Here is a 15,754-nt window from a genome sequence, read left to right on the forward strand (position 1 = left end):
TGCACGGGAACCACGCCGCGCCAGCCCATCCCTAGGGATCAGCCAGCGCCGCGTCGATATATCGTTCCCCCGCTGACAGCCTCCCGAAAACACCGGTTAACCAAATCAGCAACGATTGTTCAATCGCAAGCCAACATGACAGCGTTTTTGCTGCAAGGCAAAATCACTTAGAATTCGAACGAATGAATACGTTCAAATCCCGGTAGTGGCTTAATTGCCGCATTAAATGCTCGTCTTCCGGTTACAACCCCCCCTGCTTTGAAAAAAAGCCGGGCCACACCCGCATTGCCCTGCCCTTCGACGGCGACCAGACGGCCGCCTTCGGCGAGTTGGCCGAGCAGCGCCGCCGGCACGTCCTCGACGCTGCCGCCGATCAGAATCACATTGTAGGGCGCCTTGGCGGCATGACCTTGCGGCAACGGCCCGGTGACCACGGCGACATTGTCGCAGCCCTGCGCCGAGAGTGCGGCTTTGGCCGTTTCCGCCAGTCCGGCATCGCTTTCCAGCGCCATGACGGATTTTGCCAGTCTGGACAGCAACGCTGCGCAATAGCCGGTGCCGCAGCCGACATCGAGCACCGAATCGCCGGCGCCGATCTCGGCCAGTTGCAAAAGCTTGGCCAGCGGCGACGGCTCCATGAGGTAGCGTGCACCGCTGCCGTTGGCGCCGTCGGAGATGCGGATATCCTCGTCAATATAGGCAAGAGCCTGCTGGCCGGCCCCGACAAAGGCCTCGCGCGGCACCGCGAGCATGGCATCGAGCAATGCTGCGTCAGTCACATCGGTTGTGCGGACCTGGCCATCGACCATCTTGACGCGAAGTTCGGAGAAATCACCGCTCATGTCCCAACCAATCCGTCAAAAACCAATGCGCTGAAATGCGCTTGCCGCGCCAACACTGCGGCGCATTCGACCGGAACTCAAGCCCCCGCCGCGCGGGAGCTGAAGCAACTGGAGGCCTCGCCCGGAATCGAACCGGGGTGCAAGGATTTGCAGTCCTCTGCGTAACCACTCCGCCACGAGGCCTCGTCGCTCCCGGCGAGCGAACTCAATATGGTGGCAGCGAAAGGTCGTCAAGCGTCCGCGCAGCATTCCGGCGCGCTTTCCTCGTCAGCTTCCGCAACGTGGTTCCCGAGCGGTGTAACCGCTTGGTGCAGCGGTATATTAGGCAGTCGTTAAGCATGGCCTGCCGATCGGTGAAACTCGAACCCGCGGGTTTACGTTGCGGGAGATGGAGGTAGCCCATGCCCAGGGCCGCAACAGACCGGGAAACCAGCGCTTCGGCCAAATTGTCGCTGCTGCGCTGCGAACAGCTTGTGCGCTACGCGATCGACCGCCTCTCCATCGAGGGTGCAAACCGGCTTTCGCCGCATGATCGCGCGCGGCTGGCTTCAGCGGCTGCCGTTCTCAAGGAAATCTGCGAGGGGCTGGAAAAGCGCAGCGACCGCTGAGCCGGGACCGCGTGCCCATCGCTTTCAACTCGGCCGGCGGCGTCGTTCCCACCAGACGACGAACCGCCGCCGCTGGCGGCGCACCGCGGCAAATTCGTAGGAAAGCACCAAAAGGCCGAGCGGAATCATCCAGAAGCCGAGAATCGGCAGGAAGCCGAGAATGCCGAAAAACACCAGCACGATGCCGATGGCGATCCTGAGCCCGCGCGAGCGCGGCATGGTGAACTCGCGGCCGAACACCGAAATTTTCCGCGCCGGTGCCTGGTTTTCGCCTGCTGCAGTCATGTCGAAAGTCGATCCGGTTGCCATCAGTAAAGCCATATGCCGTAAAGGCTGCAATCGCCTTTTGGGTTCCGCCGACCATGGCCGGACGGCGCCCAAGACCGCTCATATGTGGTGTCATCAGGCGATTGCCAGAAACCATTGCATGAAAAAGCGCTAAAAAAATGCGAAATGCTTCTTTGCAAAGCCGAAACGGGTTTGCTATAGGCTGCGCCACTCACATGAGAGCCTCTGTTCCCCGGTAGCTCAGTGGTAGAGCAACCGGCTGTTAACCGGTTGGTCGCTGGTTCGAATCCGGCCCGGGGAGCCAACATTTCCAAATAGTTAGGCGATACGGAAAACCGGCCATTTCCCGGTTATGTACGGCATATGTACGCCGCCGCCGTTTGCTTCCCCGATTTGCGTTTGCCGACTCGCCGACGGAGCATTCTTTTATGACGAACCCCCTGAAGGGCCGGCTGAAGGCCATTGAGAAGCTCGAAAAAGCCTTCATAAAGAAGGCGGCGGCCCATTTTGATGCCGGCGATATGTATCTCACCCACATGTTTCTTCTGGGAGCTACTCAGCGGACCCTATGTCAATCTCGGGGTTTTCGGCGTCTGATTGAGAGCAAGAACTTTCCATCGGCGACGGTCCTGCTCAGGACTCAAATCGACACGGCGATGCGGATTAATGCCCTGCCCCTCATCGATGACCGTGAAAACAGCATGAAGAGGTTGATGGCGAGCGAGATTCAGTTCGATAGGCTGATGACTACTATAGATGGAGGAAAGCGAGAGCGCCTTACCGACGCCTATCTCAGGAAACGCCTTTCAGCTGAGCATCCATGGATCGACAAGGTCTACACTGAGACTTCCGACTTTGTTCATCTGTCGTTTCGTCACCTGTGGACCGCAGTGGCGAGGCTTGAAGATGAAACGCGGACCGTTCACTTCGATATCTCGGGCACAGACGCTCAGCGTCCCCAGTCTGATTATTTTGAGATCTGCGAAGCCTTCGCCGCGGTCTCGACACTCGCTTACGCGCTAATCCAAGCATCTTGGGGTCCGGTACGGCCTCCTCGAGACCCTCTGCAAAACGCTGCCTGATCATCGCTCAGCGGTGCCGATTGCAGTGCCATTTCATTCCTGCGACTATCGACCGGTCCGCGCGACATGGATGCCACATCGGAAGGCCGATTTTTGACTGCCCTAGATGAGTCTTACGAACTGATCGGCCGTATCTTGGCAAAGCTTGTGCTTGGCGGGCTCCGAAGGCAGGAAATCGAGGCCCGCGATGTGATGCCACTGGATGCAGTAATACAGGACGGCTCGCAGCATTTCTTGGCTGCGACGCATTGGTTGCGATCGGAGGGGTTGATTACCGCGGGCGGCATATACTCAGATGGCAGAGCCTGGGGCGTTCAATTGACGTCGAAAGGGATCGGCGCCATCGAAAAGGGCACGTTCAACGGGCCAGAGGCATCGATCCGAGAGACGGTGGAATCAAAGCCTGATGGAGGCCTCGGGTCTGACACCTACGGGAAAATCGGTTCTTTTGTAGGCGGCTTGCTCGGCGGCTTCTCGCAGTCGGCGCAATAAGGAGGCTTGCTCCGATGCGCCTCTATCACTTCACATCCGCTCAATATGCATTGCAAGACATCGAGCATCGCCGGCTCAAAATCGCGGAGATAAAAGACCTCAACGATCCATTCGACCTTCGAGCACCGCGACTCAAAAACAGTCGAGAGCGGCGCAGTTGGGAGGATTGGCGGGACGACATGAGTCGGAAATACGGTATGCTCTGCTTCTCGCCAAATTGGGTTAACGCTGTGATGTGGAGCCACTATTCAGATCGCCACAGAGGGATCTGCCTTGGATTTGACGTCTCCGACGACATTGCGGAGAAAGTAGCCTATTCGCTGAAGCGACCGGCGATTGATCTTTCTCGCGGACCTCGAGAGAGCGACCTCGGGCGCCTTCTGTTCATGAAAGGTCCAGACTGGAGTTATGAGGAGGAGTATCGGGTCTGGACCCGGTTGGAAGACCGCGATCCAACACACGGTGTCTACTTCATGCCATTCGACAAACAGCTTGTTCTCCGCCAGGTCATTGTCGGCCCTCTCTCGGCTGTTACCAAGGCCGACTTGGAGCCCTTGGTGATTGGAATGAAACCTCAAGTTTCATTGATCAAGGCCCGGCTTGCGTTCCGATCGTTCCGGGTTGTGACCCAAAAGATGGGTTTGACGTAGAAGCCCGCCACCTCTCGGCAGCGGGCCAATCCTGCAATTTGCGGGTGGGCTCAGATTTTGGGTATGGCCCGCAACGCCCAACCTATAGGTACATTAGCTATTGCTCAATCAAGACTGAAGTCCCCGGTCTTGCGTGGGTTCTGTCCCCGCAGGCTCGCCGAGAACACCCACCCGGGTTCTCAGCGAGCCAGCCACCCCGGCACGAGGGACACAACGGAGCGACCTCTAACCTGTACGGGTTCGATGTGCGGAAAGTTGCCAAGCATCTCCCAGGAGACTTCGTGCCACTCGATCTACGGCTGGGTAGCATCATCCGGACCACCCAAAATATATGAGGATTCACTAAAAAGTTTGGAACATCAGATGGACAGGGACAGAACCAAAGCGGTCACGCCAGACCTTCGAAAGCAAGCCGCAAGACTTTAGTCTGATAGAAAAAGCCCAGCACTGAGGTCCCAGCAGTGGGCTTTAAGCGGCTACATCCACAGAGGGAATCGACCGCCTTGCAAATACAACTCCAGATGGGCGGCTATATTCCCGGTGGATCCGTTACGGTCTGAGTTGGGCGGCGCCAACTCAACGGAAGCCGGCGGTACCCTTAGCTGGCAACCAGCGGCACGGTGACGGTTGTCGAGTAATTGATGGGGTATTGGTCGAAATACGGGAAGGCGATGACGAAGCCATAGCTGGCGGTCAGATGCGCCATCTTGAAGCCGCCGCTGGCAGGGTCGATCGCGATCGTCACAATGACGTTCTGCAGACCCAGGTTCACCAATTTCTGCGTAGCGATGGCCTGGATGTCGCTCTGCGAAAGCGTGTTGTTCAGCTGCAGCGCCCGAGAAGAGGTCTCCAGCGTATAGCGGACGGTCGACACGGCATTCATGGCCCAGCCGAAGGCGAAGATTCCGAACAAAAGCATCACCAGGACAGGGGCGATCAAGGCGAATTCCAGCCCTGCTGCGCCGGAGCAATCACGGCGCCATCTGGACCCCATCCTTTCAGCGGACACGGATCACCTGCTGATGACTGATCGCGCGCGGGTCCGGGAAGACACCGAAGTTGAACGGGGGCACCCAGGTGCCTGTCGCCGTTATCTGGACGAAGACGGTCGGCAGCTTCGTTCCGCCGCAGATGGTGGTCGCATTCACGACCGTGGTGCCGCACAAGTAGGAGCGGACCAGCACGACCGCGGCGTCATCGGGCTTGTTGTCCCAGCTCGAAAGCGCGACCGCCTGCGTTCCCGTGTCTTTGGCCGCGTCACTGCCCGCGCCGGCCATCACCAGATTGGCCGCGGTTTTGACGCCGGCCCGCATCTGCAGGTAGCTCGTCACGTAGGACCAGCCATCGGCGATGCCGAAGCAGACCAAGCACAGGATGGGCAGCACCATGGCAAATTCCACGGCGGCCATCCCGGCTTTGTCCCGGACAATGCGCAAGGCCCGCTTACCCATCCCGCTACTCGACCAGCTGAACGGACTGCGTCGCCGGGATGTTCTTCATCCCGAGGCTGGTGCAGTCCTGCTTGATGGTCGTACTGCCGGACCATTGGATGGTGTCGGCGACGACCTGGGTGCAGCCGCCGTTCCCCGAGAAGTTGCCAAGGTAGTTGACCTGCTGCTTGGGAAAATAGATGGCGCCAGTCAAAAGCGAGTTCGCCGTGCCGTTGAAGGTGCTCTGCGCTGCGGTCCCTGTCCTGTCGCCGTAGAACAGCACGCCGGAATAGGCTCCGGAGGTGGGCGCGCTCAGCGTCACCGTGGCATTGCCGTTCATGCTGACGGTGTTGCTGCCGGCCATGAAGATGGTTACCCCGCTGCCCGCGACGACCGCGTTAGCGTTGACCTTCATACTGCCCTGCACGACATAGACGCCGGGCTGCAGGGTGACGTTGCCGCTGAGGCTCATGCCGCTGCAGTAGGTGCCAGGCTGGAGTGTTTGCGAGTTCTTGTTGCCGTTGACATTCTTGCATGGGTTGCCGGCTGTCGGCGTCGCCAGGCTGGAGAAAGGATCGGATGCCGGCAAGGCCTTGGTGAGGTTGGACTTGCAGACCGTGGTTGCTGGAACGTTCAGCACCATGCCGCCGACCGTGATCAGGCAGTCGGCCTTTATCGTCGCCGATCCCTGGGTCTTGATGGCGTCCGAGGCAATCGAGTCCGACATGACCGAGCAGCCGGTGAGGTTGACGGTGGTGTTGCCGGAAAAGAGCGCAGCCTGGGCGGCCGACGGGCTGAGCGCCAGCACGCAGGCTTTCGAGGCGTCGGTGATGAGCGCTACGGCCCTCGCCTGTTCCGGAACCGGCGTGCTGTTGAAGATCGCCGTGAAGTAGCGATCGACGTTCTGCTTGACGATGACCTCCACCGCCTTCTTCGCGGTGTTCGGGCCGGACAATGGCGGCGTGTTGACCTGGATCGTGCCCGGCGTGGCAAAATTGTTCGAGGTCGCCGACTGCGTCGCGGCGGCGATGATGGTCGGGTCGTCGGAACCCGCGACCTTCTCGAGCGCGCCGGCATAGGCCGCGGCATCGGCCACCGCCTGCAGCTTCAGGCTGTTGTAGTACCAGAGGGAGGTCTCGACACCGAGGCCTGCGCCGCCGACCACGACCGGCAAGGTAAAGGCAAAGATGACGGCAACGTTACCGTTCGTGGCGCGCCTTAGGCGGCCCAAAACAAACCGGATCCGGGTGAACGCGTTGAACGCCATATGTTATTAGAAATCACGAATAGATAAACGAATGTCTAAAGACTCCATTCTGATTCGACGTAGTGCGACAGGCTAGGCGCGCGTTCGCGCCTGGAATTGTCGTTGGGAAGCTTGGTGATCTGTCGCGTGTCACCGCCACCGATGGCGCAAGACTGGTCGATATGAGCACATGGTCCAACTCGGATCGCGAGCGGCACACTCAACCGTGACGGAGCCGGATGGGCGTTTACCCGCCAGACATCGGCGCCCGGTGCGTTTCATTCGCTTAATGCATGTCGCCCAAAAGTGCGCAGCGGTTTTGGGACAACGACTTGCATAAATACAACAGCCTAAAGCGCGTCGCATGAGGCCGTTCAGACGCGACGCGCTTTAGGCCTTCAAACGCCGCCGAATTGTTGTCTGAAATCGTCAAGCACGCCCTTGCGGGGGCGAAGCTGCGCGTTTGACCGGCTGTTTGGCGGCGTCCGGAATGGCCTCCTTCGCCTCCTGCTCAGTGTTCCGCCGCCCGTAGACAAGCCCAAACACAAGCGCGAAATACCCCGCCTGCAGCAGAAAAGCGGCGATGACGCCCCAGATTACACCCTTCCCGATGGACCCCGTGTCAAGATAGGCCCAAACTGCAACGAGCACCGACGTCGCCAGCATTCCCACCAGAAACCGCGGAAAATACATTGACCCAAACCCCTTGCCGCCGTTCCCCAACGGCTCCCCGCACCTCCTGACCATTATTTAGTATTTTAGCAATTGCGCAAGTATGGCAGTTCGGTCGCTTGCGCAGCCGCCCTGAGGGAGAAGCCTTCCGGGCTAGGTGTCCTCGCGGGAATCCTGCAGCGAGGCAGGGCGCACGTCCACCCGGCAAGGCTATTTGCCCTACGCGATCACACCATACCCTTGACTGGTGAGTCCGCTATTCTTCATGAGCGGCGGACCCCATTTCCGCCTTAAGGCCGGCGCCACCCCAAAAGCCCACCCAGGCATACCCCAACGGCGTCGGCCATTTTTCCCCGGAACATCTCCATGACAGCGACGTTCGCCTTGATGGCGATCGTCACCGGGTTCGCATCCGCAGTGGTGGTTCTGTTTGTCGTGCTGCTGTTCATCCATGCAGCCCGAGACCTTCAAAGCTCGCCCAGCTATCACCGGTTGTGTCGCCGCCTGCGCAAAGGCTTTTAGCGCCTTACGCGCATCGCCTATTGATTCCCATCAGGCAGGGCCTGCGTAGCCGGCGGCTAGTCTCTAAAAGCCAGTCACGATCCACGGATCGGTGTCGTATCCGACGCGTGGTTTTTCCGGCGTTGCATCAATAGCGATCAATCTTCCTTGCGGAAATCCTGAAACGAGGCATGGCGCAGGCTTCACATCCAATCTTTTGCACGTAACGGAGAGCGACGACGGATCGGTGGTCGCCGTCCATCGCGATACCGCGGCGAAGTGGAACGGCAAACGGCTGGATCTGCTCACCTGCATCGTCTTCGACATCGAGAACGGCAAGGCGATGGACCGCCGCACAGGCTCCAGGTGGTGGCATCCCGGAAGCGGTCGTTGAGGTCGCGGCGCAGGCCGGCATTGACATAGAATTGGTGAAGCCTATGGCCGCATCGAGAACCTGTTCGACGAGCAGTACCAGGAAGCGTTCGGCTACAACACGCAAGGCCGAACTGCTTTCATCGGCCTGAGAGGAAGCTATAGAGCGCGATGCCGACAGCCTATTCAACGACGATAGTTGGGGCAGTGTTTACCGCCCTCGCCTTGAGTGCATGCCTGCCGGCCCTGGCAGACGAGGCGCCAAAGCGCGTCGTCTCCATGAACCTGTGCACCGACGAAATGGCGATGCTGATCGCCGGCCCGGCGCAGCTTTATTCCGTGTCCTATCTCGCCAGCGACCGCGCCTCGTCGGTGCTGGCCGATCAGGCTGGTTCCTACGTGGTCAATCATGGTGCCGCCGAAGAGATCTTCCTGATGCAGCCCGATCTGGTCATTGCCGGCACCTATACGACGCGCACCACCGTTGCGCTGCTCCGGCGCCTCGGCTTCCGGGTCGAGGAGTTCGCGCCGGAAAATTCCTTCGACGATATCAGGGCGAGCCTCACCCGCATGGGTGACATTCTCGGCCGGCAGCGACGCGCCGGCGAACTGGTCGCCGAACTCGATGCCGGCCTGGCCGGGCTTGCCACCAAAAAGCCGCCGGACAAGACCGTCGCGCTCTACTACGCCAACAGCTACACCTCCGGTTCGGGCACGCTGGCCGACGCCATCGTCAAGGCTTCGGGCCTGACCAACATCGCCGACACGCTGGGTTTCACCGGCACGACGAAATTGCCGCTCGAACTGCTGCTGCTCGCCAATCCCGACATCGTCGTCGACGGCGGCAGCCATCAGGAGACGCCGGCCTTGGCGCAGGAGAATTTCGTCCACCCGGCCTACCAGGCGCTCAGTGGCCGCAAGATCGCGGTGCCGGCCAAATACACGATCTGCGGCGGGCCGTTCACGCTCGAAGCCGTCCGCATGCTGCAGGATGCGGCGCGCAAGCCGGCCGGTGCGCCATGAGCGAGCTTGCCCGTTACCGGCTGGTGCTTTCCCTTCTCGGCCTGGCTGTCGTGATCCTGTTCCTGCTGTCGCTCACCGTCGGCCCGGCGGCGATCGGGCTTAGTGACAGCGTGGCAGCGCTGTTTTCCGACAAGCGCGACGCCATCTCGCTGATCATGCAGGAGATCCGCCTGCCCCGCGCCATGCTCGGCCTGATGATCGGCGCCACGCTCGGCCTGTCGGGCGCCGCGCTTCAGGGCTGGCTGCGCAACCCGCTGGCCGAGCCCGGCCTGCTCGGCGTCAGCGCCTCGGCCTCGCTCGGTGCGGTGATCGCCATCTATTCCGGCCTGGCCGCGGTCTTTGCCCTCGGCCTGCCGCTGGCCGCCCTTGCCGGTGCGGTGCTGGCGGTGTTCGTCGTCCAGGCGATGGCTGGCATGCGCGGCGGCATGATGACCATCATCCTGTCCGGCGTCGCCATCTCCGCTTTCGCCGGCGCCATGACCTCGCTGGCGCTGAACCTCTCGCCCAATCCATTTGCCTCACTCGAAATCACCTTCTGGATGCTGGGTTCGCTGGCCGACCGCTCGATGACCCATGTCTGGTTGTCAGCACCCTTCATGCTCGTGGGCTGGGCGATGCTGGCAAGCCTTGGCCGCTCGCTCGACGCGCTGACGCTCGGCAGAGACGCCGCCTCCTCGATGGGCGTCGATACCAGGCGCGTGCAGTTTTTGGCCGTTTTCGGCACGGCGGCTTCAGTGGGGGCTGCAACCGCGGTCGCCGGCGCCATCGGTTTCGTCGGCCTGGTCGTGCCGCATATGCTGCGGCCGCTGGTCGGCGCGCGGCCGTCGCGGCTCTTGCCGGCCAGCGCGCTCGGCGGCGCCGCCATGCTGCTTGCCGCCGACATATTGGTGCGGGTCATCGCACCGGGGCGCGATCTCAAGCTCGGCGTGCTCACCGCAATCGTCGGTGCACCGTTCTTCCTGTGGCTGGTCTACCGTACCAGGAGGCAGCTGCTGTGAGCCTGCTTTCCCTTTCCGACGTTCGCGTCTCGCTCGGCGGCAAGCCGGTGCTCAATGGACTGTCCTTCGACATTCAACCCGGCGAGTTCGTCGGCCTGATCGGCCCCAATGGCGCCGGCAAATCGACCTTGCTGCGCGCCGCTCTTGGGCTTGTTCCGAGCCAAGGCAGGATCGCCATCGACGGGCACGAAACCCTCTCCATTCGCGAGCGCGCGCAACACGTCGCCTACCTGCCACAGGAGCGCGACATCGCCTGGGCGGTCTCGGTGGAGATGCTGGTGTCGCTCGGGCGCACCCCGTACGGTTCGGCCTTCTCGCGCCTGACAGCCGCCGATCTCGATGCAATCGAGCGCGCCATGCGGCGCATGGAGGTCGAGGCGTTTCGCGATCACCCGGCCACCAACCTCTCCGGCGGCGAGAAGGCGCGCGTGCTGATCGCCCGCGCCCTGGCGCAGGATGCGCCGCTGCTTTTGGCCGACGAGCCGACGGCCGGGCTCGATCCCTCGCACCAGATCGGCTTGATGCGGATCTTCGCCGAACTTGGCCGTGAAGGCCACGCGGTCGTGGCCTCGATGCACGATCTTGGCCTCGCCGCCCGCTGGTGCTCGCGACTGATCCTGCTCGACCACGGCCTCGTCGTCGCCGACGGGCCGCCGCGTACCGTGCTGACCGCCGAGCGCCTGCGCTCGGTATATGGCGTCGAAACCTATCTCGGCGAAGCAGCCGGCGGCATGGTCGTCCAGCCGCTCGATATCGCCGCTGCTAGCACCCAGACAATCAAACCGGGAGGAGCGCGATGATCGAGCTCGAATATCTGCTGCGCGAGCATCTGGCGGACTGGCGCACTGGCTGGAGCATGGGCACGTTCGGCGCCATCGCCGAGTTCCATCAGGATGCCGGCGAGATCACCGTGGTGGACGAGCCGCACAGCCTGATGCGCGCGACAAAGCGCGGCGCCATCCACATCGACCGCAGGCGGCTGGCCGGTATCCGCGCCATTGCCCATGAGACGGTGAGCCCAAAACGCCACCGCTGGAGCCAGGCCGTGTCGCTGTGCCTGCCCGAAGCCCGGGCGCGGCGTTCGGCCCGCTCGGTGCTGACCGAACTTGGCCCCGACGACGACGCCATCCGCGGCATCGACCGCACCGGCATATTGTTCGACATGGGGCTGTCGCTGCCGCAATGCGATTTCTGCGTCCGCACCAGCGAACCGAAACTGCTTTCGGCCTTGCGAGCCGGCCTTGGCCGTTCGCTGTTCGAGCACGACAATCCGGCGCTGATGGCAGTTCTTGCCGGCCATCCGCACCGCGTTGCGCTGACCAATATCGGCCGCGTCGAGGTCTATCAGAAGATCGGCGGACCCGAGACCGGCGGCGTCTCGCCGCCCGGACCGCACACGCATCTGCTGCCGAAGCTGTTGAAGAGCGGTCGCACGCATTCGGCCAACATCCCTATCCCCGAAGGCCTGCTGCCACTCGGCTCCCTGCATCCCGGTAACCCGGTGATCGGCCCGATGGGCGAAGACCTGCCGTTCGACGCCGACCTGCATCGCGACTTCCAGGCCCTGCTGGAAAATTATGGCAACCCCGAAATCGTTGCGGTGAAGCAGCATGTGCTGGACGAACTTGCCAGCGGCGATGGACCGGAGAGCTTCGACATGCCCGCCAACCGCTTTGCCCGCGCCGCCGTGCGGCTGGCGCTGCGCCAGCAGGCCCATGTCGCCACGCATGACCGCAACCACGCGCTCGGCACCGTCATCGCCGCTTGGCAGGCGGTGCATGAGCAGACCGCCCAGCAGGATGCGGAAGACGACGATGCGCCGGGGCATTAGCCTGACGCCCCTTGTCGCGCAATCATGATGGACGATGGAACGGGCGGATGACGTTATGCCTCGGTAATTGAACTTGGCCCCACTTGCGCGCGGATGCCTGCCGCGGGACGGTGGCGGCAAAACCTGGAGGACCCATGCGAAAGATTCTGGCATCGGCGCTGCTGGTCGCAGTCGCATTATCTGCAAACCCTGCTGCGGCGCTGGACAGTTCCAGCCCACCGGTGGTCGTGACGCCGCTTGCCGATCGTACCCAGACGGCTTCCGGCCAGCCGATCGTGCTGCCGCAGAAAAATGTCCAGGTGCTGGTTTCGACCTACGACATTGCGGTCGGCGCCACCTTGCCGGTGCACAAGCATCCGTTTGCCCGCTATGCCTATGTCGAGGCCGGGACGCTCAAAGTGACGAATGTCGAGACCGGCAACAGCAACACATACAAGACAGGCGATTTCATCGTCGAGATGATCGGCCAGTGGCACCAGGCCACCAATATCGGCGACGGTCCGGTCAAGCTGCTGGTCATCGACCAGGTCGAACAGGGCGCCAAGAACACCATCCTGCAGAAACAATAGGTCTCCCGCGACGGATCTAGGCCGCGTACCGGCTGGCCCAAGCAGCGACTGGTTGTTCCCGCTTCCCCGGCAATCGAGCCGATGCTAGGGCTGGCCGTCTTTAAATCATGAAGGATCGCCCCTTGGCCGGAAATGCTCGCCCCCTGATCGAAATCTGCGTCGAAGGCATCGACGGGCTGCTCGCCGCGCAGGCCGCCGGCGCCGATCGGGTCGAGCTCTGCGCCAGCCTCGTCGAAGGCGGCATCACGCCGAGCCTCGGCACGGTGCGTGCTGCGCTTGAGAGCGCGACCATTCCCTTCCACGTCATCGTGCGCCCGCGCGGCGGCGACTTCCTCTACAGCGAGGCCGAATACCGCTCGATGCTCGCCGATGTGGCAGCACTTCGCGATCTTGGCGTCGCCGGCGTCGTTGTCGGTTGCCTGGATGCTGACGGCACCATCGACGAAACCCGCATGGGCGCACTGGTCGAGGCGGCCGGTCCGCTCAACGTCACCTGCCACCGCGCCTTCGACATGACGCGCGACCCGACAGAGGCGCTGGAAGCGCTGATCCGCTGCAAGGTCGGCCGCGTGCTGACCAGCGGCCAGAGGGACACCGCGGTGGAAGGCGCCGGCCTGCTGGCGGATCTCGTCCGCCAGGGTGGCCACCGCATCATCATCCTCGGCTGCGGCGCGCTCGATCCCGAAAACATCGCCGAAGCACTGGCATCAACCGGGCTGACAGAAATGCATTTCGCCGCGCTCAAGGACGTGCCGAGCCTAATGCGTTACCGCAATCCGCAAGTCGGCATGGGCGGCACCGATCTCGACCGCGAGTACCGCACCACGGTCACCGACGGCGCGCTGGTGGCAGCGACGATCGCGGCGGCCAGAGCATGATGAGCAAAGCCATGACTGCGCCCTCGCCGATCAGCCGCGTCTCGGCACCCGATGAAGCCGCCATCCTCGCGCTCAACAACGAGCACGCCGCCGAACTGTCATGGCTTGAGCCGGAACGGCTATCCTTCCTGCTTGGCGAAGCGTTTTACATCAGGCGCATCGGTTCCCTCGAAGCCTTCATCATGACCTTCGACCAGGATGCCCGCTACGACAGTCCGAATTTCCTCTGGTTCCGTGAGCGCTATCCACGTTTCGTCTATGTCGACCGTGTCGTCGTTGCCGCTGAGGCACGCGGCCGCGGCCTTGCCCGCCGCCTTTATGAGGATCTGTTCGCAGAAGCCGCCCGCGCGGGCCACAGCATCGTCACCTGCGAGGTCAATGCCGAACCGCCCAATCCGGCCTCGGACGCCTTCCACGCCGCGCTCGGCTTCACCGAGGTCGGCGACGCTGTGATCCATGGCGGCAAGAAGGCGGTGCGCTACTACCTCAGGCAGATCGCCGGCTGACGCGGGCGCCACTGGCGCCATAAAGAAGCCAAGGCTAGTGTAATCGCTCTCCGCCAGTTGGGGCGAAACACCATGCCGAGCAACGTCTTCCGCTTCGATGAAAGCTGGGACATCCCCGAGGCGACGCCGCAAGATGTCTGGGACGTGCTCTCTGACGCCGAATTGCTGCCGCTGTGGTGGGGCGACGTCTACAAGGAGGTCGTGCCGCTCGACCGCAAAGGCAAGGGCGTCGTCGGCTCGCGGGCCAAAGCCCGGGCGCGCGGCGCCCTGCCCTATGAATTGAACTTCATCGTCGAAGCCGCTGAGCTCGAGCCCGGCCGCCTAGTGGTGGTGAAGACCTTCGGCGATTTCGACGGCCTGTGGCGGGCGGAGCTGTCACCTTCGGGAACCGGCACCCACGTCGACCTTGTCTGGCAGGTGACAGTCGAGCGGCCGATCCTCAAATTCCTGGCGCCGCTGCTGCGCCCGGCCTTTGCCTGGAACCATCGCTGGACCACCCCGCGCGGCGAAGCCGGCCTGCGCCGCTATCTCGCGGCGCAGAAGAAGGCGGCCTGATGCCGCCTCGGCGCCGCAGAACTCACCAATTGCGGTTCAGCCAGGCCCGCGCCGGCTTCTCGACCAGATAGTAGCTGCACAATGCGCAGGCGAAGACTGCCGCCAGCATCGGGATCGGCGCGCTGCCCTGCTCGGCGACGAATTTGTAGAAGGGCTGCTGCCAGAGATAGAGCGAGTACGACCACAGGCCGATCATCACCATCGGCCTCGACGACAGCAGGCCGCTCAGATGCCAGCTGCTGCTATCCAGCGTATTGACGGCAAGGGCCAGCAACGGCACCGCGAAGAGATAGTGGATCGGCGTAGGCACCGGATCGAGGAACAGGAGGATAGCCGCGGCCGCCGACACCAGGCTGACATAGGGCCCTTTCAGCAGGGACCGCAGCCGGTCATCATGCTTGAGCAGGCAGATCGAAGCCGACAGCAAGATCGAGGCGATATGCACGTCGGTGCGCCAATAGCTGTGCTCATAGTCCATGCCGTACACCCAGTATGAAATGGCGCCGTTGGCCATCGCCAGCAGCGACAGCGTCACCAGCAACCGCACGACATTGCCCCGCCCGGTCACCACCACGCTGATCAGCGCCAGGATGATGTAGGCATGCTCTTCCACGCACAGCGACCATATATGGTCGAGCGCGCCGGCGCGGGTAATGAGAATGCCGGCGTAGTTGTAGGTGAAGGTCAGCGCCGTCAGCGCCGCCTTCCATTTGAAGGCGATGTAGGTTCCGGAAAGCCCGACCATGGCGGCGATCACGAACACCAGCAGCGCCGGGTAGATGCGCGAGAAGCGGCGCTTGAAGAACTTTTTCAACGGAAAACGTTCGATGAACAGGATCTCGCCCATCAGTCGGCCGCTGAGCACGAAGAAAAACTCGACGCCGAGCACGCCGAGATTGATCCCGGGAACGGGGAAAAAATGCCCGATCAGCACCAGCGCGATCGACAGCCCGCGCCAGCCATCGAGATAGGCCAATCTTGCTCTGGCTGCTTTGTCGGTGACGGATCTGGACGGCACGACATGCGTCGCGGAGATGTCGGTCATCCCGGCTCCCTTCGCATTGAAATCTACGAAAAGGGTCGCAGGCCGCTTGCAACGCCCCGAACCCAGCTCGCGCTGGTCACCAGCATATTGCAGTGCAATATCGCTTTGTGCAAGTGCGAGAATGGCGCCGGGGCAGTCCCTGGGAAGTATGCGTCTGTTCTTGCAC

Annotated in this window: 21 protein-coding genes and 2 tRNA genes; 14 read left to right on the forward strand and 9 right to left on the reverse strand. The window is 62.2% G+C overall.

Annotation, left to right across the window (positions count from 1 at the left end):
- Positions 1-167 precede the first annotated feature (167 nt).
- Together AC1DYO_RS18125 and AC1DYO_RS18130 are read right to left on the reverse strand one after the other, a co-directional pair.
- On the reverse strand, positions 168-842 hold the full coding sequence (locus tag AC1DYO_RS18125) for a protein-L-isoaspartate O-methyltransferase family protein (protein WP_477265502.1): 675 nt from the start codon (positions 840-842) through the stop codon (positions 168-170).
- Positions 843-951: 109 nt separating this feature from the next.
- Positions 952-1,025: transfer RNA gene (locus AC1DYO_RS18130), tRNA-Cys, on the reverse strand.
- A gap of 218 nt (positions 1,026-1,243) precedes the next feature.
- Between AC1DYO_RS18130 and AC1DYO_RS18135 the strand changes: the two genes are divergently transcribed.
- Positions 1,244-1,450, forward strand: a complete 207-nt coding sequence (locus tag AC1DYO_RS18135; RefSeq protein ID WP_477265504.1) for a hypothetical protein — start codon at positions 1,244-1,246, stop codon at positions 1,448-1,450.
- Positions 1,451-1,474: 24 nt separating this feature from the next.
- Here the strand turns inward: AC1DYO_RS18135 and AC1DYO_RS18140 are convergent, their stop codons facing one another.
- Positions 1,475-1,735: a PGPGW domain-containing protein gene (locus tag AC1DYO_RS18140; RefSeq protein ID WP_181056168.1), complete on the reverse strand. Its 261-nt coding sequence runs from the start codon at positions 1,733-1,735 to the stop codon at positions 1,475-1,477.
- A gap of 232 nt (positions 1,736-1,967) precedes the next feature.
- On the opposite strand from AC1DYO_RS18140, the gene AC1DYO_RS18145 reads away from it, so the two are divergent.
- The 4 genes from AC1DYO_RS18145 to AC1DYO_RS18160 all read left to right on the forward strand — a co-directional run bounded on the left by AC1DYO_RS18145 (position 1,968) and on the right by AC1DYO_RS18160 (position 3,962).
- Positions 1,968-2,042 (forward strand) — tRNA-Asn (locus tag AC1DYO_RS18145).
- Between the two features lie 124 nt (positions 2,043-2,166).
- The gene (locus AC1DYO_RS18150; protein WP_477265506.1) at positions 2,167-2,820 is read left to right on the forward strand and encodes a hypothetical protein; all 654 of its coding nucleotides are present in this window, start codon (positions 2,167-2,169) and stop codon (positions 2,818-2,820) included.
- Between the two features lie 66 nt (positions 2,821-2,886).
- Positions 2,887-3,312: a hypothetical protein gene (locus tag AC1DYO_RS18155; protein ID WP_477265508.1), complete on the forward strand. Its 426-nt coding sequence runs from the start codon at positions 2,887-2,889 to the stop codon at positions 3,310-3,312.
- Positions 3,313-3,326: 14 nt separating this feature from the next.
- Positions 3,327-3,962, forward strand: coding sequence for a DUF2971 domain-containing protein (locus AC1DYO_RS18160; RefSeq protein WP_477265510.1), 636 nt, complete (start codon positions 3,327-3,329; stop codon positions 3,960-3,962).
- Between the two features lie 598 nt (positions 3,963-4,560).
- On the opposite strand, the gene AC1DYO_RS18165 is transcribed toward AC1DYO_RS18160, so the two are convergent.
- From AC1DYO_RS18165 to AC1DYO_RS18180, 4 genes are all read right to left on the reverse strand, one after another.
- The gene (locus AC1DYO_RS18165) at positions 4,561-4,956 is read right to left on the reverse strand and encodes a TadE/TadG family type IV pilus assembly protein (protein WP_477265669.1); all 396 of its coding nucleotides are present in this window, start codon (positions 4,954-4,956) and stop codon (positions 4,561-4,563) included.
- A gap of 4 nt (positions 4,957-4,960) precedes the next feature.
- Positions 4,961-5,371, reverse strand: coding sequence for a TadE/TadG family type IV pilus assembly protein (locus AC1DYO_RS18170; RefSeq protein ID WP_477265512.1), 411 nt, complete (start codon positions 5,369-5,371; stop codon positions 4,961-4,963).
- A 46-nt stretch (positions 5,372-5,417) separates the two neighbouring features.
- Positions 5,418-6,623, reverse strand: a complete 1,206-nt coding sequence (locus tag AC1DYO_RS18175; RefSeq protein WP_477265514.1) for a pilus assembly protein TadG-related protein — start codon at positions 6,621-6,623, stop codon at positions 5,418-5,420.
- A 444-nt stretch (positions 6,624-7,067) separates the two neighbouring features.
- A complete protein-coding gene (locus AC1DYO_RS18180; protein WP_477265516.1) occupies positions 7,068-7,331 on the reverse strand; it encodes a hypothetical protein in 264 nt (87 codons plus the stop codon).
- A 345-nt stretch (positions 7,332-7,676) separates the two neighbouring features.
- On the opposite strand from AC1DYO_RS18180, the gene AC1DYO_RS18185 reads away from it, so the two are divergent.
- The gene (locus AC1DYO_RS18185; RefSeq protein ID WP_477265518.1) at positions 7,677-7,832 is read left to right on the forward strand and encodes a hypothetical protein; all 156 of its coding nucleotides are present in this window, start codon (positions 7,677-7,679) and stop codon (positions 7,830-7,832) included.
- Positions 7,833-7,959: 127 nt separating this feature from the next.
- Here AC1DYO_RS18185 and AC1DYO_RS18190 read toward each other — a convergent pair whose 3' ends face one another.
- Positions 7,960-8,310, reverse strand: a complete 351-nt coding sequence (locus AC1DYO_RS18190) for a hypothetical protein (RefSeq protein WP_477265520.1) — start codon at positions 8,308-8,310, stop codon at positions 7,960-7,962.
- Positions 8,311-8,354: 44 nt separating this feature from the next.
- On the opposite strand from AC1DYO_RS18190, the gene AC1DYO_RS18195 reads away from it, so the two are divergent.
- The 8 genes from AC1DYO_RS18195 to AC1DYO_RS18230 all read left to right on the forward strand — a co-directional run bounded on the left by AC1DYO_RS18195 (position 8,355) and on the right by AC1DYO_RS18230 (position 14,543).
- On the forward strand, positions 8,355-9,206 hold the full coding sequence (locus tag AC1DYO_RS18195; RefSeq protein ID WP_477265522.1) for an ABC transporter substrate-binding protein: 852 nt from the start codon (positions 8,355-8,357) through the stop codon (positions 9,204-9,206).
- On the forward strand, positions 9,203-10,204 hold the full coding sequence (locus AC1DYO_RS18200; RefSeq protein WP_477265524.1) for a FecCD family ABC transporter permease: 1,002 nt from the start codon (positions 9,203-9,205) through the stop codon (positions 10,202-10,204). Before AC1DYO_RS18195 ends, AC1DYO_RS18200 begins: the two co-directional genes overlap by 4 nt.
- Positions 10,201-11,004: an ABC transporter ATP-binding protein gene (locus AC1DYO_RS18205; RefSeq protein WP_477265526.1), complete on the forward strand. Its 804-nt coding sequence runs from the start codon at positions 10,201-10,203 to the stop codon at positions 11,002-11,004. Before AC1DYO_RS18200 ends, AC1DYO_RS18205 begins: the two co-directional genes overlap by 4 nt.
- A complete protein-coding gene (locus tag AC1DYO_RS18210) occupies positions 11,001-12,035 on the forward strand; it encodes a DUF6925 family protein (RefSeq protein WP_477265528.1) in 1,035 nt (344 codons plus the stop codon). The genes AC1DYO_RS18205 and AC1DYO_RS18210 overlap by 4 nt, the downstream gene beginning before the upstream one ends.
- Positions 12,036-12,169: 134 nt before the next feature.
- Positions 12,170-12,604, forward strand: coding sequence for a cupin domain-containing protein (locus tag AC1DYO_RS18215; RefSeq protein WP_477265530.1), 435 nt, complete (start codon positions 12,170-12,172; stop codon positions 12,602-12,604).
- Between the two features lie 107 nt (positions 12,605-12,711).
- Positions 12,712-13,482, forward strand: coding sequence for a copper homeostasis protein CutC (locus tag AC1DYO_RS18220; protein WP_477265532.1), 771 nt, complete (start codon positions 12,712-12,714; stop codon positions 13,480-13,482).
- 11 nt (positions 13,483-13,493) lie between these two features.
- Positions 13,494-13,988, forward strand: a complete 495-nt coding sequence (locus tag AC1DYO_RS18225) for a GNAT family N-acetyltransferase (RefSeq protein ID WP_477265534.1) — start codon at positions 13,494-13,496, stop codon at positions 13,986-13,988.
- A 72-nt stretch (positions 13,989-14,060) separates the two neighbouring features.
- Positions 14,061-14,543, forward strand: a complete 483-nt coding sequence (locus AC1DYO_RS18230) for an SRPBCC family protein (protein WP_477265536.1) — start codon at positions 14,061-14,063, stop codon at positions 14,541-14,543.
- Positions 14,544-14,565: 22 nt separating this feature from the next.
- Here AC1DYO_RS18230 and AC1DYO_RS18235 read toward each other — a convergent pair whose 3' ends face one another.
- A complete protein-coding gene (locus tag AC1DYO_RS18235; protein ID WP_477265538.1) occupies positions 14,566-15,588 on the reverse strand; it encodes an acyltransferase family protein in 1,023 nt (340 codons plus the stop codon).
- Positions 15,589-15,754: the final 166 nt, after the last annotated feature.

The organism is Mesorhizobium sp. P2_F5, assembly GCF_056403715.1.